Genomic DNA, 19,823 nt, shown 5'->3' with positions numbered 1-19,823 from the left:
CGCCGGCCGTGAGTGTCGCCTCTCTTTCTCTTTCTCTCTCCCCGCGCTGGTCGCGCGATACATCTTCCAGCCGGCGGCAACACAGCTCGATCCCTGCGCAACCCGCCATGTAGTACCGCGCCTATTCCTGCACATCCTGTGCCACCGGAAATCACCGCCGTGTCACGGTAACAATCGCTCGCAAAAAAAGCCGAAACTCCATCGCGATAAGTTCGTCTCACGCGCACAGAGCCTCTACAATCGGAAGCGACCGCGCCAGCCGGCCGCGCGCCCGAAGCGAGAGCCGACCGTGCAACCGAACGCAGCAGCGAATCCATAGGAGCGACCTTGACACAGCAGCAGCCAGAAGCCCTCGGCGGATTGAGCCATTCGGGCGGCGTCGATCATCGCGAAGCCGACCAGGACGGTGTGTTCATCCCGACGGAAAATCTCAACGTCGCGAGCGCGACCCAACACGTGCTCAAATCGGGCGACACCTTCATCGTCAACGATCCGCTCGGCGATATCACCGGCCACGACGACGGCCTGTTCGTCAACGACACCCGCGTGCTGTCGCAACTGCGCCTGACCTTCGGCGGCCGCGCGCCGTCGCTGCTGTCGGGCAGCGTCAGCAGCGACAACACGTCGTTTACCGCGCATCTGACCAACCGGCCGTTGCCGCCGCTCGGCGGCACCAGCACGCCCGAAGGCGTGATCCACGTCGAGCGCGTGCGGGTGCTGTCGGGCACCGTGCTCAACGAGGCGATCGAGCTGACCAACTACGGCACCAGCGACGCAACCGTGCCGTTGTCCATTTCGTTTGCCAGCGACTTCCGCGACATGTTCGAAGTGCGCGGGCTCAAGCGCGACAAGCAGGGCCGCGTCGAACCGGCGCGGATCGAAAATCAGGAAGTGCTGCTCGGCTATCTCGGCCTCGACGACGTCGCGCGCAACGTGCAGATCGCGTTCTCGCCGCAGCCGGACCAGCTGTTCGCCGACCGCGCCGATTACACGGTCAAGCTGCCCGCGCAGGCGTGCGTGTCGATCTATCTGTCGGTCGCGGTGCACGTGGTGCAGGTGGCCGGCAAGGCTGGCGCCGACGTCTCGCAGCCGGTGCATGCGTTGAGCGAAGCGCACCTGTCGCAGATCGACGCGGAGCGCCCGCGCGTCGGCCGCACTGCCGTGCGGGCCGCGCTCGTCGACGCGCACCTCGTGATGCGCGACCGCCGTCGCGCGAGCGCGCGGCTGCGCACCAGCAATCCGCTGTTCAACGCATGGATCGACCGCTCGTTCGCGGACCTGAGCCTGCTGACCACCGACCTCGCGACCGGCCCGTATCCGTACGCGGGCATCCCGTGGTTCTCGACTCCGTTCGGCCGCGATGCGGTGATCACGTCGCTGCAAACGCTGTGGTTGCAGCCGCATCTGGCGGCCGGCGTGCTGCGTTTTCTGGCCGATCATCAGGCGCGCGAGAATTCGCCGTTCCGCGACGCGGCGCCCGGCAAGATCATGCACGAGATGCGCAAAGGCGAAATGGCCGCGGCCGGCGAAGTGCCGTTCGCGCTGTACTACGGCGGGGTCGACACGACGCCGCTGTTCATCGTGCTGGCCGGCGCGTACGTGAATCGCACCGGCGACGTCGCGTTGATCGACGAACTGTGGCCGGCGCTCGAACGCGCCGCGCAATGGGTCGCCGGCGTGTGCGACAAGAATCGTTATGGACTGCTCGACTATCAGCGCGAGTCGGACGGCGGTCTCGCGAACCAGGGCTGGAAAGATAGTCACGACTCGGTGTTCCACGCCGACGGCCGCTTTCCCGATGGCCCGATCGCGCTCGTCGAAGTGCAGGCGTATGCGAGCGCGGCGTTCGACACGATGGCGCAGTTCGCGCGGCTGCGCGGTCTGCGTGATGCCGCCGCGCAATACGCCGAGCGCGCCAAGAAAATCCGCCGCTGCGTCGAAGAGAAGTACTGGATGGAAGAGGCCGGCTTCTACGGCATCGCGCTCGACGGACACGGCGAGCTGTGCCGCGTGATGGCGTCGAACGCGGGGCATCTGCTGGCCTTCGGACTGCCGACCCGGGAGCGCGGCGAAGCGGTCGTGCGCGCGCTCGACTCGACGCTGTTCAATACCGGCTGGGGCGTGCGCACGCTGGCCGCGAGCCAGGCGCGCTTCAATCCGATGGCATATCACAACGGTTCGGTCTGGCCGCACGACAACGCGCTGTGCGCGCGCGGGCTGTCGCGCTACGGCGGCAAGGCGTCGGCGGTGCGGCTGCTGCAGGCGCTGTTTCAGGCCGCGGTCAATTTCGACATGCGGCTGCCCGAGCTGTTCTGCGGCTTCCCGCGGCGGCGCGGCGAGCCGCCGACCGCCTATCCGGTCGCGTGTCTGCCGCAGGCGTGGGCGGCCGGCTCGCCGTTCATGATGCTCGAAGCGTGTCTGGGCATCATGATCGACGCCGAGCGGCGGGAGGTGCTGATCGAGCAGCCGATGCTGCCCGAGGGTATCGACTGGCTCGAGGTCAGCGATCTGCGGGTCGGCGACGCGTCGGTGTCGATCACGTTCCGGCGGATCGGCGACAAGGTGGTCGCGTCTGCCGAGCAGGGTGACGTGAGGGTGGTGGCGCTGCTGTAAATGCCTGAGCGGGCACGCTCGATGCTACGCAACCCCGCATCAACGGTTCGCGAGTTCGATAGCCGCTGACGGCTGCTCGCGGATCACCTGAATAACCTTCCAGGAGGACGAGTGCATCCAGCACGAATTGCCGGGGTCCTGTTGCTGGCGACGGCAGCATGGGCGTCCGGCGATGCATGGGCGAACGACATTCAGTGCGCGACCACGCGCCAGCCCGCCGAGCGTGTCATCTGTGACCACGCGATTCTGAATAATCAGTACGACGACATTTTCGCGCAGCAGCAGGCGCTGTTGAGCAGCGGCCGGCTCGCGCCGGCGCAGCTGGCGCAGTGGCGGCAGGCGCGCAACGCGTGCGTCGACGTGCACTGCGTGGATGTCGTGTTCGCGCAGTGGAAGTCGATCGCCGGCTCGCTCGAAGGCGTTGCGCAGGCAACGCCGCCGGTGGCCGCGGCGTCGGGCAGCGCGCTGGCGCCGGTCGGTCCCAATCCGGACGCGCCGCCGCAGATTGCGGCGTCCGAGCCGGCCGCGGCGGTGGCCGCGCCGACTTCGGAAGCATCGCTGGTCCGTCAGGGCAGCGCGGCCGGCGTCGCGCTGCCGCAACCGGTCGTGCAGGATGCATCGGCGCCGCCGGCGGCGTCCGCCGCGTCCGGGCCGTCCACTGCCGAGGCTTCCCGCCATACGACCGGCATCAGCATGGGCGTCGTGCTCGCGCTGGCGCTCGCCGTCGTCGGGACCGCCTTGGCGCGCCGCAGAAAGAGCGCGGCCCGCAGCGGCAACGCGTCGGCGACTACCCGCAAGGACCCGCGCTGACGGCGCTGCCGCGCGCCGCTCGACGAACATTGCCACCTGTTCTTTTGGGCGCGGGCTCAAGTTCCGCGATCCCTGGCCGTTATCCCGAACATCTGTAAGGCCCGCAACCAAAAAGAAAATGCAAGGTGGCTCGGATGGGGGATGTAGGCGCAGGTGTGTTCGCCAGAAAGTCCTGTAAGGCTCGACTGGCGTTTGCAATCGGCAGCGTGCGGCGCATGTTCGCGCCCGACGGATGGTGGCGCACTACGCGCGTCGGGCTCGTGGGGCTGGTCGCGGCGTTCCTGCTGCTGGTTGTCAGCGGCCAGTTGAAGACGATGGCCGGCGAACTCGTCGCCATCTGGATCACCGACGGCTATCTGCTCGGGCACATGTTGCTGCTCCGGCGGCGCGACAAGCCCATCTTTCTGGCCGGTGCGTTCGTCGGCCTGCTGCTCGCGAATCTGATAGGCGACGAGTCCTTTTACGTGGCGTTCTCGTTCACGTTGGCGGGCATCGTCGAAATCTGCGCGGCGGTGCTGATGCTGCCCGCGGTCAAGTCGGCCAGAGAACTGGTGCAGCCGAAGGTGTTCGTGCGCTTCGTCGTGGGCGCCTGCGTGATCGCGCCGATGCTCTCGGGGATGGTCGCGGTCGTGCTGCTGCAGGGCATCTTCACCAGCCATCCGTTTTCGTCGCTGTCGAACTGGATGATTTCCGATGCGCTCGGCTTCCTCATCTTCACGCCGGTGACCCTCGTGATGCTTTCGGGCGAGTGGCGCACGCTGCTCGAGCGCGGCAACCGCGTCAAGTCCGCGTTGATCCTCGCGCTGATCGGCGTCGCGGCGGCGATCGTGTTCTCGCAGACTTCGTACGGCGACCTCTACTGGATGCTGCCGCCGCTCGCGCTGCTGGCGTTTCACGCGGAGTTGTCGACCGTGCTGCTGGGGATCCTGCTGTTCATCTGCATCGCGGTGCCGCTGACGATTCACGGCACGGGCCCGCTCTGGCTTTCTCCGTTCGCGACGATGCAGGACCGGGTTCTCGCGCTGCAGCTGTTCACGGTGGCGGCGCTGTCGATCGTGCTGCCGATTACCGTGTTGCAGACGCAGCGCAATGCGCTGCTGTCCGCGCTGTTGGACGGCCAACGACGCTTCCGCAATCTGGCCGAGCGCTCGGAAGAAGTGGTGATGGAGCTGTCCGCCGATGGCCGGTTCCAGTACGTGTCGCCGCGCGCCAACGCGGTGCTCGGCTATGAGCCGGAGTTGCTGGTGGGCACCTCGGTGCTGGGCCTCGCGCATCAGGACGACCGCCGCGAGCTGCAACGGCTGCTGGTGCACGCGGGTTCGATGAGCGCCGAGCAGTCGGTCCAGTACCGGGTGCGTCGCGCGGACGGCACGCATATCTGGGTGCGCAGCTTTATCGCGGCGATGCCGTCCGGCGTGCCGGGAGAGCGCGCCGCGCTCGCGTTTACGATGCGCGACATCGACGTGCTGGTCGTGGCCGAGCAGAAACGGCTGGCCGACGAACAGCACCTGCGGGACATCGCGTTCGTCGATAGTCTCACCGGCCTGCACAACCGTCGCTATCTCGACGACAAGGTGCGGGAGCTGCTGCGCGCGCCCGCGCGGGGCGCGTCGCCGCGGCCGGTCGCGATCCTGTTCGCCGACGTCGATTACTTCAAGAATTACAACGACGAGTACGGGCATCAGGCTGGCGACGAGTGTCTGAAAATCGTCGGCCAGTGCATCGCGACGACGATCCGCAGCGGCGATTCGCTGGCGCGCTATGGCGGCGAGGAGTTCGTGGTGCTGCTCGAAGATTGCGATCCCGCGGAGGCGGTCGCGACTGCGGAATTGATCCGGGGGGCCGTCGAGGCCTTGGGACTGGAACACCTGGGCAGTCCGCTTGGCGTGGTCACGCTGAGTATCGGCGTCGCGCAGGCGCAGATTTGCCGCGCGGTCGATGCCGCGCAACTGTTCGAACTGGCGGATTCGGGGTTGTATGCGGCGAAGCGGCTGGGCAAGAACCGGGTGGGGCGGGTGCAGGATGGGGCGGGGGCGCCGCAGGCGGGGTCGGGCGAGCCCGGCGGTCCGGATCCAACCCCCACCCGGTGGTAACATTTGTTGTCATCCTCCTCGCCGCCGCTCCATTCCATGCCAGACAGCTTCGATCAGCTCGTCGCCCTGATCCGGGCGCGCTTCTCCGAACTGAGCCCGCAGTTCCAGATGGGCGCGGGTTTCCTGCTCGATCATCCGGACGAAGTCGCGGTTTCGTCGATGCGCAAGGTGGCCGAGCGCGCGCAGGTGCAGCCCGCGTCGCTGGTGCGGCTGTCGCAACAGCTCGGTTTCCCCGGCTGGAACGAGTTGCGCAATCTGTTCGTCGCGCGCGTGCGCACGCGGCCCGAGCCGCTGACTAGTCGCGCGCGCTCGCTGGTCAAATCGAAAGACGCGCTCGCCAACGATCTGCTGGTCGCCCAGCAGCACAATCTCGATGCGACCGCTGCGCATAACCATCGGGTGATCGTCGAGGCCGCGCGCGTGTTGCGGCGCGCGCCGCACGTGCATGTGGCCGGCTTTCGCTCGTGTTATTCCGTCGCGTTCGGGCTGGTGTACGGCTACCGGCTGTTCCGGCCGTCGGTGTCGCTGCTCAACGGCGAGGCCGGCACGCTCGAAATGCAGCTGCGCACGATCGAGCGCGACAGCGCGACCATCGTGATCAGTTTCGCGCCGTATTCGGTCGAGGCGGCGCGCGTCGCCGAGGCCGCGCTGGAGAAGGGCAGCAAGCTGATCGCGATCACCGACAGCGCGGTCTCGCCGATCGCGCTGAATGCCGAAAAAGTGCTGATCTTCTCGCACGAGAGCCCGTCGTTCTTCCCTTCGCTGGTCGCGGCCACCGCGATCGCCGAGGCGCTGGTCGCGCATCTGCTCGCACTCGAAGGCGCGGACGCGGTCGAGCAGCTTGCACAGGCCGAGCAATCGCTGCACGCGAAGGGCGCGTACGTGCCTTGAGCGGGTAGCGGCCGCCGCCACTGCTGTTGCCTCTTGCGCCGCCTGTGCGGATTTCCCCACTGCTAAACCACCCATTGCACGAACGGCGTTCAGCCGTTCTCCATTCGATGTTCGTGCGCCCCATTTGACAACAAATGTTGTATTGACGTATAAATACGTACCGATTGTTGAGAATGGATGCGACCCGTGGCGTCGACGCAGGAATTGAAGGTTTTTCAGGTCAGTGGCGAGCCGTATGAGATCGGCTTGCGGCTCGGCGAAATCGCCCGGCCGGTGTTCGCCGACTACATGGCGCAAAGCGCCGCGTGGCAGGCGGTGCGGCGCTGGCGCGGCACGCCGTTCGTGCAGACGCTGCGCGACGCGGCGCGCGCGCATTTTCCGGCGTTGCTGGCCGAGCTCGACGGGATCGCGGCGGGTCTCGGCTGGGCCGCCGAAGACGTGTTTCTGTGGAATTGCCGCGGCGAACTGATCCACAACGCGCCGGACGGTTGCACGACGCTCGCGGCATGCGCGGGCGACACGCGCCTGATCGCCCACAACGAAGACGGCGACCCGTTTCTGCGCGAGCGCTGCGCGGTGGTCGAGGTCCAGCCGACCGGCCGGCCCGGCTTCGTCAGCTTCTACTATCCCGGCTCGCTGCCGGGCCACACGTTCGCGGCCAATCGCGCCGGGCTCGCGCAGGCGATCAACAATCTGCGCATCCGGACTCCGGCGGCCGGCGTGCCGCGCATGATCCTCGCGCGCGCGGTGCTCGATGCGACCTCGCTCGACGCCGCGTTGCAGATCCTGCGCAACGTGCGCTCGGCCAGCGGTTTTCATCACACGCTCGGCTGCGCGGGCGACGCGCGGCTCTTTAGCGTCGAAGCGAGCGCCGCGCGCTGCTCGGTCCAGCAAGTGAGCCAGCTTTCCGGCCACGCGAATCACATGATTCATCCGGGTTGCGAAACCGAGCCGCAGATCGTCACCGAGTCGTCGCGCGACCGGCAAGCGCGGCTGCGCGAGTTGCTGCCCGCGTTCGCCGGCGCCGGCCCGCTGCAAGCCGGCGCGTTGCTCGACGTACTTTACGACCGCGCGCCGTCGGGCTTGCCGATCTATCGCGACGACCCGCACGATCCCGACGACGAAAACACGCTCGCCACCGCGCTATTCGAAATCGGCGCTGCGGGCGTATCGATGAAAGCCTATCGGCACGGGCAATGCGCGTTCGACACTTTCATCGCCCGCGCGACCATCGCCGCGCCGGCCCCCGTTTCCGCACCCGCTGCATCCACCAGGAACTGAACCTCATGTCCACCGTTTTCCATCGTTCTCCGAAGCAAACGCTGCCGGTGGCCGTCGCGGGCGACGGCATCGAAATCATCGATTCGACCGGCAAGCGCTATATCGACGCGTCGGGCGGCGCCGCCGTGTCGTGCCTGGGCCACAGCAATCAGCGCGTGATCGACGCGATCAAGCGTCAGGCGCAGCAACTGCCGTACGCGCATACGTCGTTCTTCACGACCGGGCCGGCCGAGGAACTGGCCGAGCGCCTCGTCAACAGCGCGCCGGCCGGGCTCGAACACGTGTACTTCGTGTCGGGCGGCTCGGAGGCGATCGAGGCCGCGCTGAAACTCGCGCGCCAATATTTCGTCGAGAAGGGCGAGCCGCAGCGCCGGCATTTCATCGCGCGGCGGCAGAGCTATCACGGCAACACGCTCGGCGCGCTGGCGATCGGCGGCAACGCGTGGCGCCGCGAGCCGTTCCTGCCGATCCTGATCGAAGCGCATCACGTGAGCCCGTGCTATGCGTATCGCGAGCAGCGCGCCGACGAAACCGAGGAAGCATTCGCGCAACGTCTCGCGGACGAGCTGGAGCAGAAGATTCTCGAACTCGGTCCGGACTCGGTCGCCGCGTTCGTCGCGGAAACGGTGGTGGGCGCGACCGCCGGCGCGGTGCCGCCGGTGCGCGAGTATTTCCGCAAGATCCGCGCGGTCTGCGATCGTTACGGGGTCCTGCTGATTCTCGACGAGATCATGTCGGGGATGGGCCGCACCGGCCATCTGTTCGCGTGCGACGAAGACGGCGTCGCGCCGGACATCCTGACGATCGCGAAGGGGCTCGGCGCCGGCTATCAGCCGATCGGCGCGACGCTCGTCAGCGATCGCATCTATCAGACGATCGTCGGCGGCTCGGGCTTCTTCCAGCACGGCCATACCTATATCGGTCACGCGACGGCGTGCGCGGCGGCGCTCGAAGTGCAGCGCGTGATCGCCGAAGAGCGGCTGCTGGACAACGTGCAGGCGCGCGGCGAGCAGTTGCGCGGCCGGCTGCGCGAGCACTATGCGCAGCATCCGCATATCGGCGACGTGCGCGGTCGCGGGCTGTTCGTCGGTGTCGAGCTGGTGAAGGACCGCGCGAGCAAGGAACCGTTCGATCCGAAGCTGAAGCTGCACGCGGCGATCAAGCGCGAGGCGTTCGCGCGCGGGCTGATGGTGTATCCGATGGGCGGCACCGTCGACGGCCAGCGCGGCGATCACGTGCTGCTCGCGCCGCCGTTCATCTGCACCGAACGCGACATCGACGAAATCGTGAGCCGGCTGACCGATGCGATCGGCGCGTCGCTCGCGAGCGTTTAAGCTATCCGACCCAACGCTATTTGCGAGAACGACGATGAGCAAGCGTTTGCCACACTTCGAGATGTCCAGCGCCACGCCGGAGCAGAAAGCGGTGCTCGACGAAATCCTGTCCGGTCCGCGCGGCAATCTGAACGGGCCGTTTCTCGGCTGGATTCACAGCCCGGAACTGGCTCAGCACGCGCAGCGCCTGGGCGCGTTCTGCCGCTATCAGACCGGCTTGCCGCTGCGTCTGTCGGAACTGGCGATTCTGGTGACCGCGACGCGCTGGCGCGCGCAGGCCGAGTGGCACATCCATTACCCGATCGCGCTGCAGGCGGGCGTGAGCGAAGCGGACGCGGAAACGATCCGCCAAGGACACCGCCCCGATTTCGCGGCCGCCGACGATGCGCTGATCTACGACTTCGCGAGTGAGTTGTACGACACGAAGCGGGTGTCGGACGCGACGTATGCGCAGGCGGTCGAACGCTTCGGGCATCAGGTGGTGATCAACCTGGTCGGCCTGCTCGGCTATTACGCGCTGGTCGCGATGACGCTGAACGTGTTCGACATGCGCGCGCTCGGGCAGGAGACGCTGCCGTTCGCCGAATGAGTTCGGGATGAGGGTGATGCGAGCAAAGTGACGCCCGCGCTCACCCGAAAGCCCACGAAAAAGCCCACGAAAAAGCCCCGGTTGCGAACCACTTCGCAACCGGGGCTTTTTTACTTCGTGCAGCAACAACTTTTACATCAACTGCGGTTCGCCACAGAGGCCGCCGATCTCGCGGCCTCGCAACCGGCAACAAGGCAACAACTTAGTTGCCGCGATACGTCGAGAAGATGCGTTGTTCAACCGACTGGCGGCCACCTGCATCCGACGCATTAGCCTTCACGCCGCCGAAGTCCTTGGCACTGTCGGCCGACGCGACCACGGCCGTCGAGCTCTGCGGCACTGCCTTCGGATACTGCGTGTCGTTCTGATACACGAGGCCCGCTTTTTGCGCGGCAACCAGTTCGGCGCGCACCTGAGCGCGAGTCACCGGCGCTTGCTGTGCGAACGACATAGCCGGAACGATCAGAGCGGATGCGACGACGACTGCGGAAAGAAGCGATTTCATAATAAACCTCCAATTTAGATTGTTGAGTGGATCGGTGTGAATCTCGTTTCCCGGTCCGTTGAAAACAGTCTATTTCTTGCGAGGTTCGCAAAAAAGTCGGTTTTCTCAAAAATATTGTTTCGTTTCTTGTAAAAGTTGGTGAGCGACTTTTGCGCTGGCTGTAAAGTGCGTTTCGGCGCACCTTAACGACGCAGCCATCCGGAAGCGCCTATGATGAAGTCCGGTCCACGCCCGCGCCCAAAGCCGCGCGGCGTCGGCGACTGATGCTCGCGCGCGGACTCATCCGGGCGGGACCGCCGCGGCGGGCATCGATGGCGGTCGAGCGACGTAGGCGGCACGGCATCAACAGGAGAGAGCGATGAAGCGCAAGGCATCGGCAGTCTGGCAAGGCGGCCTGCAAGAAGGCAAAGGCTCGATTTCCACCGACAGCGGCGTCCTCAAGGACACCCAGTATTCGTTTTCCACGCGCTTCGCGGACGGCATCGGCACCAATCCCGAAGAACTGATCGCGGCCGCCCATGCGGGATGTTTCTCGATGGCGCTGTCGGCGGAACTGGGCAAGGCCGGCATCACGCCTGAGCGGATCGGCACCACGGCGACCGTCACGCTCGACAAGGACGGCGGCGGCTTTGCGATCACCGCGGTGCATCTGGACGTGAACGTGAAAATTCCGGGCGGCGACAAGGCCGCGTTCGACAAGGCGACCGCCGACGCCAAGGCGGGCTGCCCGGTATCGAAGGTGCTGAACGCGACGATCACGATGGACGCGAAGCTCGAAACCTGACGCAGCGGCGCCGCAGCGGTAACAGCGGTGTAACAAGGCCGGCGGAACAGCATGCGTTCCGCCGGCTTTTTCATTCCGGCGTCGAACCAAAGACCCTACCGGCGATGCGCATACCGGCGCGCTTTCTTGAATTATTGAACGTCTAGTCATAATATCCAGCGACCACGCCAACCCAGGATCACCGCAATTGAGTCATTCAAGACAATCCGCGAAGAAGGCCGGCGAAGTCTGCGTACGCGGCCGACCGCGCGAATTCGACACCGACACCGTGCTGACCCACGCGAGCCAGCAGTTCTGGGATCACGGCTACCACGCGACCTCGATCGACGATCTATGCAAGGCGACCGGCGTGCTGCGCGGCAGCCTGTACGGCGTGTTCGGCGACAAGCACGGGATCATGCTGGCGGCGCTCGATCACTACGCGCAAGGCGCGGTCGCACGCCTCGCGCAGCGCCTGAGCGCGACCGCGGAACCGCAACAGGCGCTGCGCGACGCGCTGCTGCACTACGCGCGGGTCTCGTGCGCGCTGAGCGGCCGGCGCAGTTGCTTCATCACCAACACGACGCTGGAGATGCAGCCCGACGACGAACAGCTGCGTGAGCGCGTCGCGTCGATCCAGCGGCGCATGGCGACGCTGCTCGCGGCGGCGGTGATTCGCGGCCAGGCGAGCGGCGCGTTCGACTCGACGCTCGACGAACAGGCGGTCGGCGATTTTCTGCTGTGCGTGATGCAGGGTCTGCGGGTGATGGGGCGGGTCGCGCACACCGAAGACGCGCTGACCGGCATCGTCGACGTGGCGATGCGGGCGCTGACGTAACGACGGGACCGATGCCGGCGATGACGCCGGCGCAGCCCGCGCTCGCGCCAAATTTAACTAATTTTTGAACGGTCAGTCATGAAAAGCGAAGCAGGCAAGTCCGCCGCGGCGGCATTGGTTGGCTCCGGCGGCGGTGCGGCGGCGACGGCAGGTTGCGCTGCGGGCGTGGCCGGCATGGCTGGCGCGGCGGGATGCCCGAGCCCGGCGTTGGCCTCGATGGTGGCGCCGCATCCGCAAACCGGCGCGTCGTCCGCGTCGCGCTCCAACGAGCGGCAAGGGCTCGCGCTCGCCGTGCTGTTCGTCGGTGCGTTTCTCGCACCGCTCGACTACTTCATCGTCAATCTCGCGCTGCCGTCGATTCACACCGGCCTGAACGCGTCCGATGCGCAACTGCAGCTCGTCGTGTCCGCCTACGCATCCGCGTACGCGGTGCTGCTGATCACCGGCGGCCGGCTCGGCGATCTGTGCGGCCGGCGCCGCATGTTCATGACCGGGATGGCCGGCTTCGTGGTCGCGTCGGCGCTGTGCGGCTTCGCGACCAGTGGCCAGATGCTGGTGATCGCCCGGATCGTGCAGGGGGTCGCCGCCGCGGTGATGGCGCCGCAGGTGCTCGCGACGATCCGCGCGGTCGTGCCGCTGCACCGGCAGACCCGCGTGATGAGCCTGTATGGCTTCGTGTTCGGGCTGTCGTCGATCGTCGGGCAGTTGGGCGGCGGCGCGCTGATCACCTATCACCCGTTCGGCCTCGACTGGCGGGTGATCTTCCTGATCAACATTCCGATCGGCATCGCGGCGTTTATCGGTACGTGGAAGTTCGTGCCGGAAAATCAGCCGGATACCCGCACCGGCATCGACCTGAAGGGCGTCGCGCTGTTGTCGGCGGTGCTGCTGCTGGTCATCTATCCGATGACGCATGGCCGCGAAGCCGGCTGGCCGGCGTGGACCTTCGCGATGTTCGCGGCCGCGGTGCCGGTGTTCGTATGGTTCGTCTCGACCGAACGGCGCGTCGAGCGCGGCGGCGGTCATCCGCTCGTCGATCTGCAGCTGTTCCGCAACCGCGCGTTCGCGCTCGGTCTCGTGCTCGCGTTTCTGTTCTATTGCAACAGCGCGTTCTTCCTGACCTACGGGATTTATCTGCAGACCGGTCTGCACTGGAGTCCGCTCGCCTCGGGCATCGCGATCATGCCGTTCGCGCTCGGCTTCGTGATCGGGCCGCTGACCTCGCCGGCGGTGGTCAAGCGCATCGGCGCGCACGTGCTGACGCTGGGCTTTTCGATGATGACGCTCGGCTTCACGGTGACCGGCTGGGCGGCGTCGCAAACCGCGACGCCCGATCTGCCGTTCTACTGCGGCCTCGTGATCGCGGGCGTCGGGCAGGGGCTGCTGTTGCCGTCGATCGTGCGCATCGTGTTGCAGGAGGCGTTGCCGGAGAAGGCGGGGCTTGCGTCGGGCGTGGTGTCGTCGACGTTGCAGATCGGCTCGGCGTTCGGCACCGCTGCGATCAGCGGCGCGTTTTTCGGCGCGCTGGGTGGCAGCGCTGCGCCCGCGTCTTATGCGCACGCGTTCCAGGTGAGTATCGCGATCAACGCGTTTCTGATGTTCGTTTGCATCGGGCTAAGCGCGATGCTCGTGCGTCATCAGCAGTCGGTCCAGGGCAAGCTTGCTGCGCAGGCGCTTTGAAACTGCGAAGGGGCAAATCCTTTTTAACGCTGATTGACGCTAAAAATCATGCATTTTGAAAGAAGCGTTGAATACCGGATGCTTTATTTGCCGATGAGTCGCAGGTTCACTGGTAATTCTGATTTAGATCAAACCCGCTGCCGCAAATAAAGCTTAGGAGGCGCCGCGTCATGCTTTCTACTATGACTATTGGCGCCAGCATTTTCTACCGGGCCGCCCGGCAGGCCGCCGGCTAAAGATGCATTTGTGCGCTGGCGCACATAACGCGTTCCGGCCGCTATTGACGGTTTTACGTTGTTTTGTTGGAGGAACTAAAGCGCGTGTCAGTGAATTCCCTTGGATAAAAACGGTAGCAGTAAAAATCACTTGCCGCGTTTAAATTCGATTGTTAATCTCTCTCAAACTTTTAGAGTGCTCCTTCAGTAGGTCGCTGTCGATAAAAGGCCGCTCAATGACTTAATAACGCTCGACATGGGGGATTCAAGATGCTGTCCAACACCATCGACGCTTTCGAGACGCCGCCCGCCGCATTCGGGATCGGCGACGTGGTCACGTTGAAGGACGGGGGCCCGCGCATGACCGTCACGTACGCCGGTCCGGTAGCGCTCAATCCCGGCGACTGGTTGATCTGCGAGTGGTTCGACGAACACGGCGAACTGCGCCACGAAATGTTCGCACCGCAAAGCGTACGGGCCGAACCGCGTTCGATTCCGGCCGGCTCCGTGCAATGGAATCGCATCGGCCGCGCCGCGTGAATCTGCGGCGGGCGTGCGCTGCAATTGCAGCATTTTCCGAAACTCCGCTCGCGCGAATGGCGCGTGAGATGCGCTCGCATCGTTTGAGCTACGCAGCACACGCCTGCTGAGCAGGCGTCGTTTGCGCGTTGAGTGCGCCGCCCGGCAGCTACGCCGGATCTCCTGCCCGACTGTATCCGAACCCACTCGTGCGTGGCCCGTTGCGGATCAGTGCTTCGGCTCATCGTGGGTCTGTTCGCGGCGCTGCACGCGCAGCATGAGCGCGGACGAAAACGCCCGCATGGTCGACAGCTTGCGCTTGCTGACCACGTTGGTCGCGAGGTCGGCCGGCGGGTTCGGCTGTAGCGCCCAGTACAACGCGAGCAGCCAGCCGATGCCGGTCCAGGCGAGGCATGCGTTGAACAGCGCGAGGACCAGCAGGTCGCGGCGCTTGCGGCGGTCCGCGATGATCGCCGGCAGAAAGTACAGCGCCAGCGCCGCCACCGCGGCGATCGCCTGCACGGCTACGTTATTCAGCATGAACAGCTCCCTGATACAGCATTCGTGATCCGCGACGCATGTAAGGATTGTCGCGCGAATGACGGCGCTGTGAATGACGGCCGTGTGAATGACGGCAGCGCGTCAGGCGCGCCGTCCGGCCGCTCCCGATCGCTGCGCCGCGTCCGAAGGGGTTCAGCCCGGCCCGCATCGGGTCTATCATGATCGTTTCTCCCGATATCTCCCGATAGCCCGCCACGGACCCCATCATGAGCACCGACGACACGACCCTGCAGACCCAACGCCTGAACCCGGACACGCTGCGCGAATTCGTCGAGCGCAAATGGAACGACGAGATCGTGCCCGCGCTGACCGACTACATCGCGGTGCCGGCCAAGAGCCCGGCGTTCGATCCCGACTGGGCGCGCCACGGCTATCTGGAGCGCGTGATCACCGACGCCGCGCAATGGGCCGAACAGCAGCCGGTGCGCGGTCTGAAGCTCGAAGTGATCCGCCTGCCGGGGCGCACGCCGGTGATCTTCTTCGAGACCGCCGCGACCCGTTCGGGCAGCGACGAAACCATCGTGCTGTACGGCCACCTCGACAAGCAGCCGGAGTTCGACGGCTGGCGCAACGACCTCGGCCCGTGGACCCCGAAGTATGAGGACGGCAAGCTGTACGGCCGCGGCGGGGCGGACGACGGCTATGCGATCTACGCGAGCCTGACCGCGCTGGCCGCGCTCGATGCGCAAGGCGTCGAGCGGCCGCGCTGCGTCGGTCTGATCGAAACCTGCGAGGAGTCGGGCAGCTACGACCTGCTGCCGTACGTCGATGCATTGCGCGAGCGGCTCGGCAACGTCGGCCTCGTCGTCTGTCTCGACTCGGGCGCGGGCAACTACGATCAGCTGTGGCTGACCACGTCGCTGCGCGGCCTCGTCGGCGGCGATCTGGAAGTGCAGGTGCTCGACGAAGGGATTCACTCGGGCGTCTACGGCGGCATCGTGCCGTCGAGCTTCCGCATCATGCGGCAACTGTTCGACCGGCTCGAAGACGCGGCCAACGGCACGTTGCTGCCGAAGGGTTTCCATTGCCCGATTCCGGCCGACCGTCTCCGCGAAGCGGAAGCGGCCGCGCAAATTCTCGGCGACGACGTGTGGAAGAAAATGCCGTGGTCGTGCGGCCAGGACGGCCGCCAGGTGCTGCCGACCACCACCGATCCGCGCGAGGCGCTGCTCAATTCGACGTGGCGGCCGTCGTTGTCGGTGACCGGCGCGGCCGGCTTGCCGGCGCTGGCCGACGCCGGCAACGTGCTGCGCCCGCGCACCGCGTTCAAGCTGTCGCTGCGCCTGCCGCCGACGGTCGAAGCGGACAAGGCGGTCGCCGAACTGAAGGCGCTGCTGGAACTCGATCCGCCGTACAACGCGAAGGTGACGTTCAAGCCGGACGCGGGCGCGGCGAGCGGCTGGAATGCGCCGGAGGTCGCGCCGTGGCTCGCCAGCGCGCTGAACGACGCGTCGCGCCAGCACTTCGGCGCCGACGCCGCCTATATGGGTTTGGGCGGCACCATCCCGCTGATGAACGTGCTGAAGGCGGGCTTCCCGAAATCGCAGTTCATGGTGTGCGGCGTGCTCGGACCGAAGTCGAACGCGCACGGTCCGAACGAATTCCTGCACGTGCCGTACGGCAAGAAGCTGACGGCGGCGGTCGCCGAAGTGATCGCGTCCGCACCCTGAGTTTTTTGCGCACCTGAGCGGGGCCGGCGTTGACCGGGCCGCAGTCTCCCGTCGCCGCGGTGGCCTTCCCGGCCGCCGCTTCCCGGCCCCGCTTCCCGGCCCCGCTTCCCGGCCCCGCTTCCCGGCCGCCGCGCGCCGTTTCATTCCCTCCGTTCGAACCATACCGATACGCTGAATGACCGATCCCCAAACTGTCACCGCCCCGACGCCCCGGATTCCGGCCGATCAACTGCATGCCTACGTGAGGGCGATCTGGGAGCGGGCCGGCAGTACGCCGCGCGAAGCCGAACTGGTCGCCGATCACCTGGTGGCCGCGAATCTGACCGGCCACGATTCGCACGGCGTCGGCATGATCCCGCGCTATGTCGAGTCGCTCGCCGACAAGCAGCTGCAACTGAACCGCCACGCCGAACTCATGAAGGACGCGGGCGCGGTGCTGACCATCGAGGGCGGCAAGGGCTTCGGCCAGGTGATCGCGTTCGAGGCGATTGAGCGCGGCATCGAGCGCGCGCGGCAGATCGGCATCTGCGCGGTCGGTTTGCGCGGCGCGCATCACATCGGCCGTATCGGTCATTGGGCCGAGCAGTGCGCGCGCGCCGGCCTCGTGTCGTTCCACTTCGTCAACGTCGCCGGCGATCCGCTGGTCGCGCCATACGGCGGCGCGGACCGGCGCATTGGCACCAATCCGTTTTGCGCCGCCTATCCGCGCCCCGGCAAGCCGCCGCTGGTGCTCGACTTCGCGACCAGCACGATCGCGTACGGCAAGACCCGGGTCGCGTATAACCAGGGCAAGCACACGCCGCCCGGCGCGCTGATCGATCACGCAGGCATGCCGACGCTCGAACCGAAGGTGATGCACGAAGCGCCGTTCGGCTCGCTTACGCCGTTCGGCGGCTACAAGGGTTTCGGGCTGGCGGCGATGTGCGAGATTTTCGGCGGCGCGCTGTCGGGCGGCTTCACCACCCATGCCGACACGCTCGGCACCACGCACGCGATCATCAACTGCATGCTGTCGGTGATCATCGACCCGGCCGCGTTCGACGCCCCCGACGCGCAAGCCGAAGCCGACGCGTTCCTCGCGTGGGTCAAAGCGTCGCCGCTCGCCGCGGGCAGCGGCCAGATCTACGAGCCGGGCGAGCCGGAACGGGTCACGCGCGCGCAGCGCGAGGCCGCCGGCATTCCGGTCGACCCGGCCACGTGGACGCAAATCAACCACGCGGCGCGCACGGTCGGCGTCAGCGAAGCAGAGGTAGGGGAATGGGCGGCGCGGCTGCGCTGAGCCCGCACGGCAGCGCGCTTGCGGCGCGACGGGCTCAGGCGATCAGCCTGAGCTTGCGCCGGTCGAGCAGCCAGCGCTCGAAGTCGGCGGCGGGCATGGGCCGGCCGTACAGGAAGCCCTGCACGTAGTCGACGCCGAGCCCTTTCATGAAGGCCTCTTCGGCCTCGGTTTCGATCCCTTCGGCGACCACCTGAAAGTCGAGTTCCTGGGCGACCGCAACCATCGAACGCACGAGTGCCTGCGCTTTCATGTCCGCGTGAATCGAGCGCACGAAGCTGCGGTCGAGCTTGATCACGTCGAGCGGAATCCGCCCCAGTTGCGACAGCGACGAATAGCCGGTGCCGAAGTCGTCCAGATGCACCTGCGCGCCGAGCTGGCGGAACTGCTTGATCAGCTCGATTGCCGCCGCTTCGTTTTCGATCAGGCAGCTCTCGGTCAATTCGAGGTCGACGAGGCACGGATCGAGGCTCGCATGCTGCAACGCCTCGGTGAAGTGACGCACCACCGCGGTATCGGTGAGCTGGCGCGCGGACAGGTTGATCGCGATGCGCAGATCGTAGCCGGCCGCCTTCCAGCGGGCCGCCTGTTTCGCGGCGGTCTCCATCACCCAGCGGCCGAGCACGCCGATCAGTCCGGATTCCTCAGCATAACGGATGAATTCGGCCGGCATGATCTGCCCGCGCTCGGGCGAATTCCAGCGCACCAGCGCTTCCGCGCCTTGCACCGCGCCGGTCGCTAGATGCAGCTTCGGTTGGTAGTGCAAAGCAAGCTGGCCTTCTTCGAGGCCGCGCCGCAGGTTGGTGTCGAGCCACATGAATTCGGCGACGCGCCGGTTCATGTCGGGCGAGAACACGCGGTGCGTGCGCTTGCCTTCGTCCTTGGCGACGTACATCGCGGTATCGGCCGAGCGGATCAGCGATTCGAGACTGTCGCCGTGTTCGGGCGAACGGGCGATGCCGATCGAGCAGCCCGTGTAGACCTCGACGAGGCCGACCGCGAACGGCATGCGCATGCGGTCGAGAATCCGTTGCGCGGTGTGTTCGAGTTCGTGCGCGGTGCCGCGCGCGGCGAGCACGATGAATTCGTCGCCGCCGAGCCGCGCGAGCGAATCGCCCGGATTCAGGCAGTTGCGGATCGCGTCCGACACGTCGCAAATGAGCCGGTCGCCGAACACGTGGCCGTAGTGATCGTTGACCTTTTTGAAATTGTCGAGATCGAGAAACAGCACGCCGACGGTTTCGCCGGGCGCGGCCTGTTCGATTGCGATCTGGATGCGCTCCTGGATCGCGTTGCGATTCGCGAGGCCGGTGAGGGGATCGGTGGTGGCCTGCTCGATCAGCCGCTCCTGCGCAAGGCGCTGCTCGGTGATGTCGGTGCCCGAGCAGATCAGAAACTGATCTTCGATGCCGCTGCCGCTGCGCACGAACTTGTTGCGGAACAGGAACAGCCGCTCGCCGTGCACCGTTTTGATCCGCCGTTCGATTTCGTACGATTCGCCGCGATTGAAGAAGCCCGCGCTGGTCCGGCTGGACGCTGCGTCGTCCTCGGACGAGATGAACAGCGTCCACACGCTGCGCCCGATGATGTCTTCTTCCTTCAGGCCCGTCAGTTCCTCGGCGAGCCGGTTAAAGCGCTGGATCCGCCCATGCCGGTCGACGATCACGACGACCGAGTTCACTTCGGAGACCACCTGTTCGGCGAACGACAGGCCGAGCCGCAGCGCGCGGGCGACCGATTCGGTGTCGCCGTGGGCCGACGCGGTGCCGCCCCAGCGATGCCGGTCGAGTTTCTTGCCGACCAGATGCAGACGCAGCGGCGCGCCGTCGAACTGCACGTCTAGCACCGCATGCGCGGTGACGCCGCCCAGTTGGCGGACTTGTGCGGCCTGTTCGGGAGAAAGAGGAAGCGCGACGCTGCCAACCTGGCCTCGCGCGGCGGCCAGTTCGAGCGTGTCGCTGCCCGACGACAGCTGCCAGTATGGACTGCTCGTGCCGAACCGCGCGTGAAGCACCTGGTCGTGTTGCTGGTCGCTCATGAAGTCCCCGGGCAGTGTGCCGGCAATCCGTTTCGTGGCGGGCGGCGGCAGACAGTCTTCCTCATACTAAATTGGATTTGCCTCATTGTATCGAAGCGGCACAGTTCGGCGAAGAAACATTAATGGGGTTTAACGGCCGGCGGCGCC

Annotated in this window: 16 protein-coding genes; 13 read left to right on the top strand and 3 right to left on the bottom strand. The window is 66.2% G+C overall.

Annotated features, from left to right (window positions below; translation table 11 throughout):
* The first annotated feature begins 327 nt into the window (after positions 1-327).
* The 7 genes from LJ656_RS22370 (at position 328) to LJ656_RS22340 (ending at position 9,611) form a co-directional block, all read left to right on the top strand.
* A complete protein-coding gene (locus LJ656_RS22370) occupies positions 328-2,613 on the top strand; it encodes an amylo-alpha-1,6-glucosidase (protein ID WP_230511601.1) in 2,286 nt (761 codons plus the stop codon).
* Between the two features lie 111 nt (positions 2,614-2,724).
* The gene (locus tag LJ656_RS22365; protein ID WP_230511599.1) at positions 2,725-3,423 is read left to right on the top strand and encodes a hypothetical protein; all 699 of its coding nucleotides are present in this window, start codon (positions 2,725-2,727) and stop codon (positions 3,421-3,423) included.
* Between the two features lie 215 nt (positions 3,424-3,638).
* On the top strand, positions 3,639-5,516 hold the full coding sequence (locus LJ656_RS22360; protein WP_230511597.1) for a sensor domain-containing diguanylate cyclase: 1,878 nt from the start codon (positions 3,639-3,641) through the stop codon (positions 5,514-5,516).
* A gap of 36 nt (positions 5,517-5,552) precedes the next feature.
* Entirely contained in the window at positions 5,553-6,407 is an 855-nt protein-coding gene (locus LJ656_RS22355; RefSeq protein WP_075304407.1) for a MurR/RpiR family transcriptional regulator, read from the top strand.
* Positions 6,408-6,593: 186 nt separating this feature from the next.
* On the top strand, positions 6,594-7,688 hold the full coding sequence (locus tag LJ656_RS22350) for a C45 family autoproteolytic acyltransferase/hydrolase (RefSeq protein WP_230511596.1): 1,095 nt from the start codon (positions 6,594-6,596) through the stop codon (positions 7,686-7,688).
* 5 nt (positions 7,689-7,693) lie between these two features.
* Positions 7,694-9,022 carry an aspartate aminotransferase family protein gene (locus tag LJ656_RS22345; protein ID WP_230511595.1) on the top strand — a complete coding sequence of 443 codons (1,329 nt, stop codon included), beginning with the start codon at positions 7,694-7,696 and terminating at the stop codon, positions 9,020-9,022.
* A gap of 34 nt (positions 9,023-9,056) precedes the next feature.
* Positions 9,057-9,611, top strand: coding sequence for a carboxymuconolactone decarboxylase family protein (locus LJ656_RS22340; protein WP_230511593.1), 555 nt, complete (start codon positions 9,057-9,059; stop codon positions 9,609-9,611).
* Positions 9,612-9,813: 202 nt separating this feature from the next.
* On the opposite strand, the gene LJ656_RS22335 is transcribed toward LJ656_RS22340, so the two are convergent.
* Entirely contained in the window at positions 9,814-10,116 is a 303-nt protein-coding gene (locus tag LJ656_RS22335; protein ID WP_230511591.1) for a DUF4148 domain-containing protein, read from the bottom strand.
* Between the two features lie 358 nt (positions 10,117-10,474).
* Here LJ656_RS22335 and LJ656_RS22330 point away from each other — a divergent pair, with 358 nt between their 5' ends.
* The 4 genes from LJ656_RS22330 (at position 10,475) to LJ656_RS22315 (ending at position 14,152) form a co-directional block, all read left to right on the top strand.
* A complete protein-coding gene (locus tag LJ656_RS22330; RefSeq protein WP_230511590.1) occupies positions 10,475-10,900 on the top strand; it encodes an OsmC family protein in 426 nt (141 codons plus the stop codon).
* 187 nt (positions 10,901-11,087) lie between these two features.
* Entirely contained in the window at positions 11,088-11,717 is a 630-nt protein-coding gene (locus LJ656_RS22325; protein ID WP_230511588.1) for a TetR/AcrR family transcriptional regulator, read from the top strand.
* A 78-nt stretch (positions 11,718-11,795) separates the two neighbouring features.
* Entirely contained in the window at positions 11,796-13,397 is a 1,602-nt protein-coding gene (locus tag LJ656_RS22320; RefSeq protein ID WP_230511587.1) for an MFS transporter, read from the top strand.
* 485 nt (positions 13,398-13,882) lie between these two features.
* Positions 13,883-14,152 carry a YodC family protein gene (locus LJ656_RS22315; RefSeq protein WP_230511586.1) on the top strand — a complete coding sequence of 90 codons (270 nt, stop codon included), beginning with the start codon at positions 13,883-13,885 and terminating at the stop codon, positions 14,150-14,152.
* Between the two features lie 207 nt (positions 14,153-14,359).
* On the opposite strand, the gene LJ656_RS22310 is transcribed toward LJ656_RS22315, so the two are convergent.
* Complete coding sequence (locus LJ656_RS22310; protein WP_230511584.1) at positions 14,360-14,671, bottom strand: superinfection immunity protein; 312 nt, start codon at positions 14,669-14,671, stop codon at positions 14,360-14,362.
* A 227-nt stretch (positions 14,672-14,898) separates the two neighbouring features.
* Between LJ656_RS22310 and LJ656_RS22305 the strand changes: the two genes are divergently transcribed.
* Both LJ656_RS22305 and LJ656_RS22300 read left to right on the top strand, forming a co-directional pair.
* Positions 14,899-16,362 (top strand): M20 family metallopeptidase, encoded by a 1,464-nt coding sequence (locus tag LJ656_RS22305; protein WP_230511583.1) that lies wholly within the window; start codon positions 14,899-14,901, stop codon positions 16,360-16,362.
* 175 nt (positions 16,363-16,537) lie between these two features.
* Complete coding sequence (locus LJ656_RS22300; RefSeq protein ID WP_230511582.1) at positions 16,538-17,641, top strand: malate/lactate/ureidoglycolate dehydrogenase; 1,104 nt, start codon at positions 16,538-16,540, stop codon at positions 17,639-17,641.
* 34 nt (positions 17,642-17,675) lie between these two features.
* Here LJ656_RS22300 and pdeR read toward each other — a convergent pair whose 3' ends face one another.
* On the bottom strand, positions 17,676-19,676 hold the full coding sequence (pdeR, locus tag LJ656_RS22295) for a cyclic di-GMP phosphodiesterase (RefSeq protein ID WP_230511581.1): 2,001 nt from the start codon (positions 19,674-19,676) through the stop codon (positions 17,676-17,678).
* Between the last annotated feature and the right edge of the window lie 147 nt (positions 19,677-19,823).

Source organism: Paraburkholderia sejongensis (genome assembly GCF_020880815.1).
In the GTDB taxonomy this organism is placed as follows: domain Bacteria; phylum Pseudomonadota; class Gammaproteobacteria; order Burkholderiales; family Burkholderiaceae; genus Paraburkholderia; species Paraburkholderia sejongensis.
The sequence above is the reverse complement of the archived record's forward strand: the minus strand, read 5'-3'. Positions and strand labels throughout refer to the sequence as shown.

What these genes read in the sequence shown, in the direction of transcription:
- LJ656_RS22355 (WP_075304407.1), top strand. Translation starts at nt 5,553, where the DNA reads ATGCCAGACAGCTTCGATCAGCTCGTCGCCCTGATCCGGGCGCGCTTC.
- LJ656_RS22310 (WP_230511584.1), bottom strand. Translation starts at nt 14,671, where the DNA reads ATGCTGAATAACGTAGCCGTGCAGGCGATCGCCGCGGTGGCGGCGCTG.
- LJ656_RS22335 (WP_230511591.1), bottom strand. Translation starts at nt 10,116, where the DNA reads ATGAAATCGCTTCTTTCCGCAGTCGTCGTCGCATCCGCTCTGATCGTT.
- LJ656_RS22330 (WP_230511590.1), top strand. Translation starts at nt 10,475, where the DNA reads ATGAAGCGCAAGGCATCGGCAGTCTGGCAAGGCGGCCTGCAAGAAGGC.
- LJ656_RS22315 (WP_230511586.1), top strand. Translation starts at nt 13,883, where the DNA reads ATGCTGTCCAACACCATCGACGCTTTCGAGACGCCGCCCGCCGCATTC.
- pdeR (WP_230511581.1), bottom strand. Translation starts at nt 19,676, where the DNA reads ATGAGCGACCAGCAACACGACCAGGTGCTTCACGCGCGGTTCGGCACG.
- LJ656_RS22340 (WP_230511593.1), top strand. Translation starts at nt 9,057, where the DNA reads ATGAGCAAGCGTTTGCCACACTTCGAGATGTCCAGCGCCACGCCGGAG.
- LJ656_RS22345 (WP_230511595.1), top strand. Translation starts at nt 7,694, where the DNA reads ATGTCCACCGTTTTCCATCGTTCTCCGAAGCAAACGCTGCCGGTGGCC.
- LJ656_RS22360 (WP_230511597.1), top strand. Translation starts at nt 3,639, where the DNA reads ATGTTCGCGCCCGACGGATGGTGGCGCACTACGCGCGTCGGGCTCGTG.
- LJ656_RS22305 (WP_230511583.1), top strand. Translation starts at nt 14,899, where the DNA reads ATGAGCACCGACGACACGACCCTGCAGACCCAACGCCTGAACCCGGAC.
- LJ656_RS22300 (WP_230511582.1), top strand. Translation starts at nt 16,538, where the DNA reads ATGACCGATCCCCAAACTGTCACCGCCCCGACGCCCCGGATTCCGGCC.
- LJ656_RS22320 (WP_230511587.1), top strand. Translation starts at nt 11,796, where the DNA reads ATGAAAAGCGAAGCAGGCAAGTCCGCCGCGGCGGCATTGGTTGGCTCC.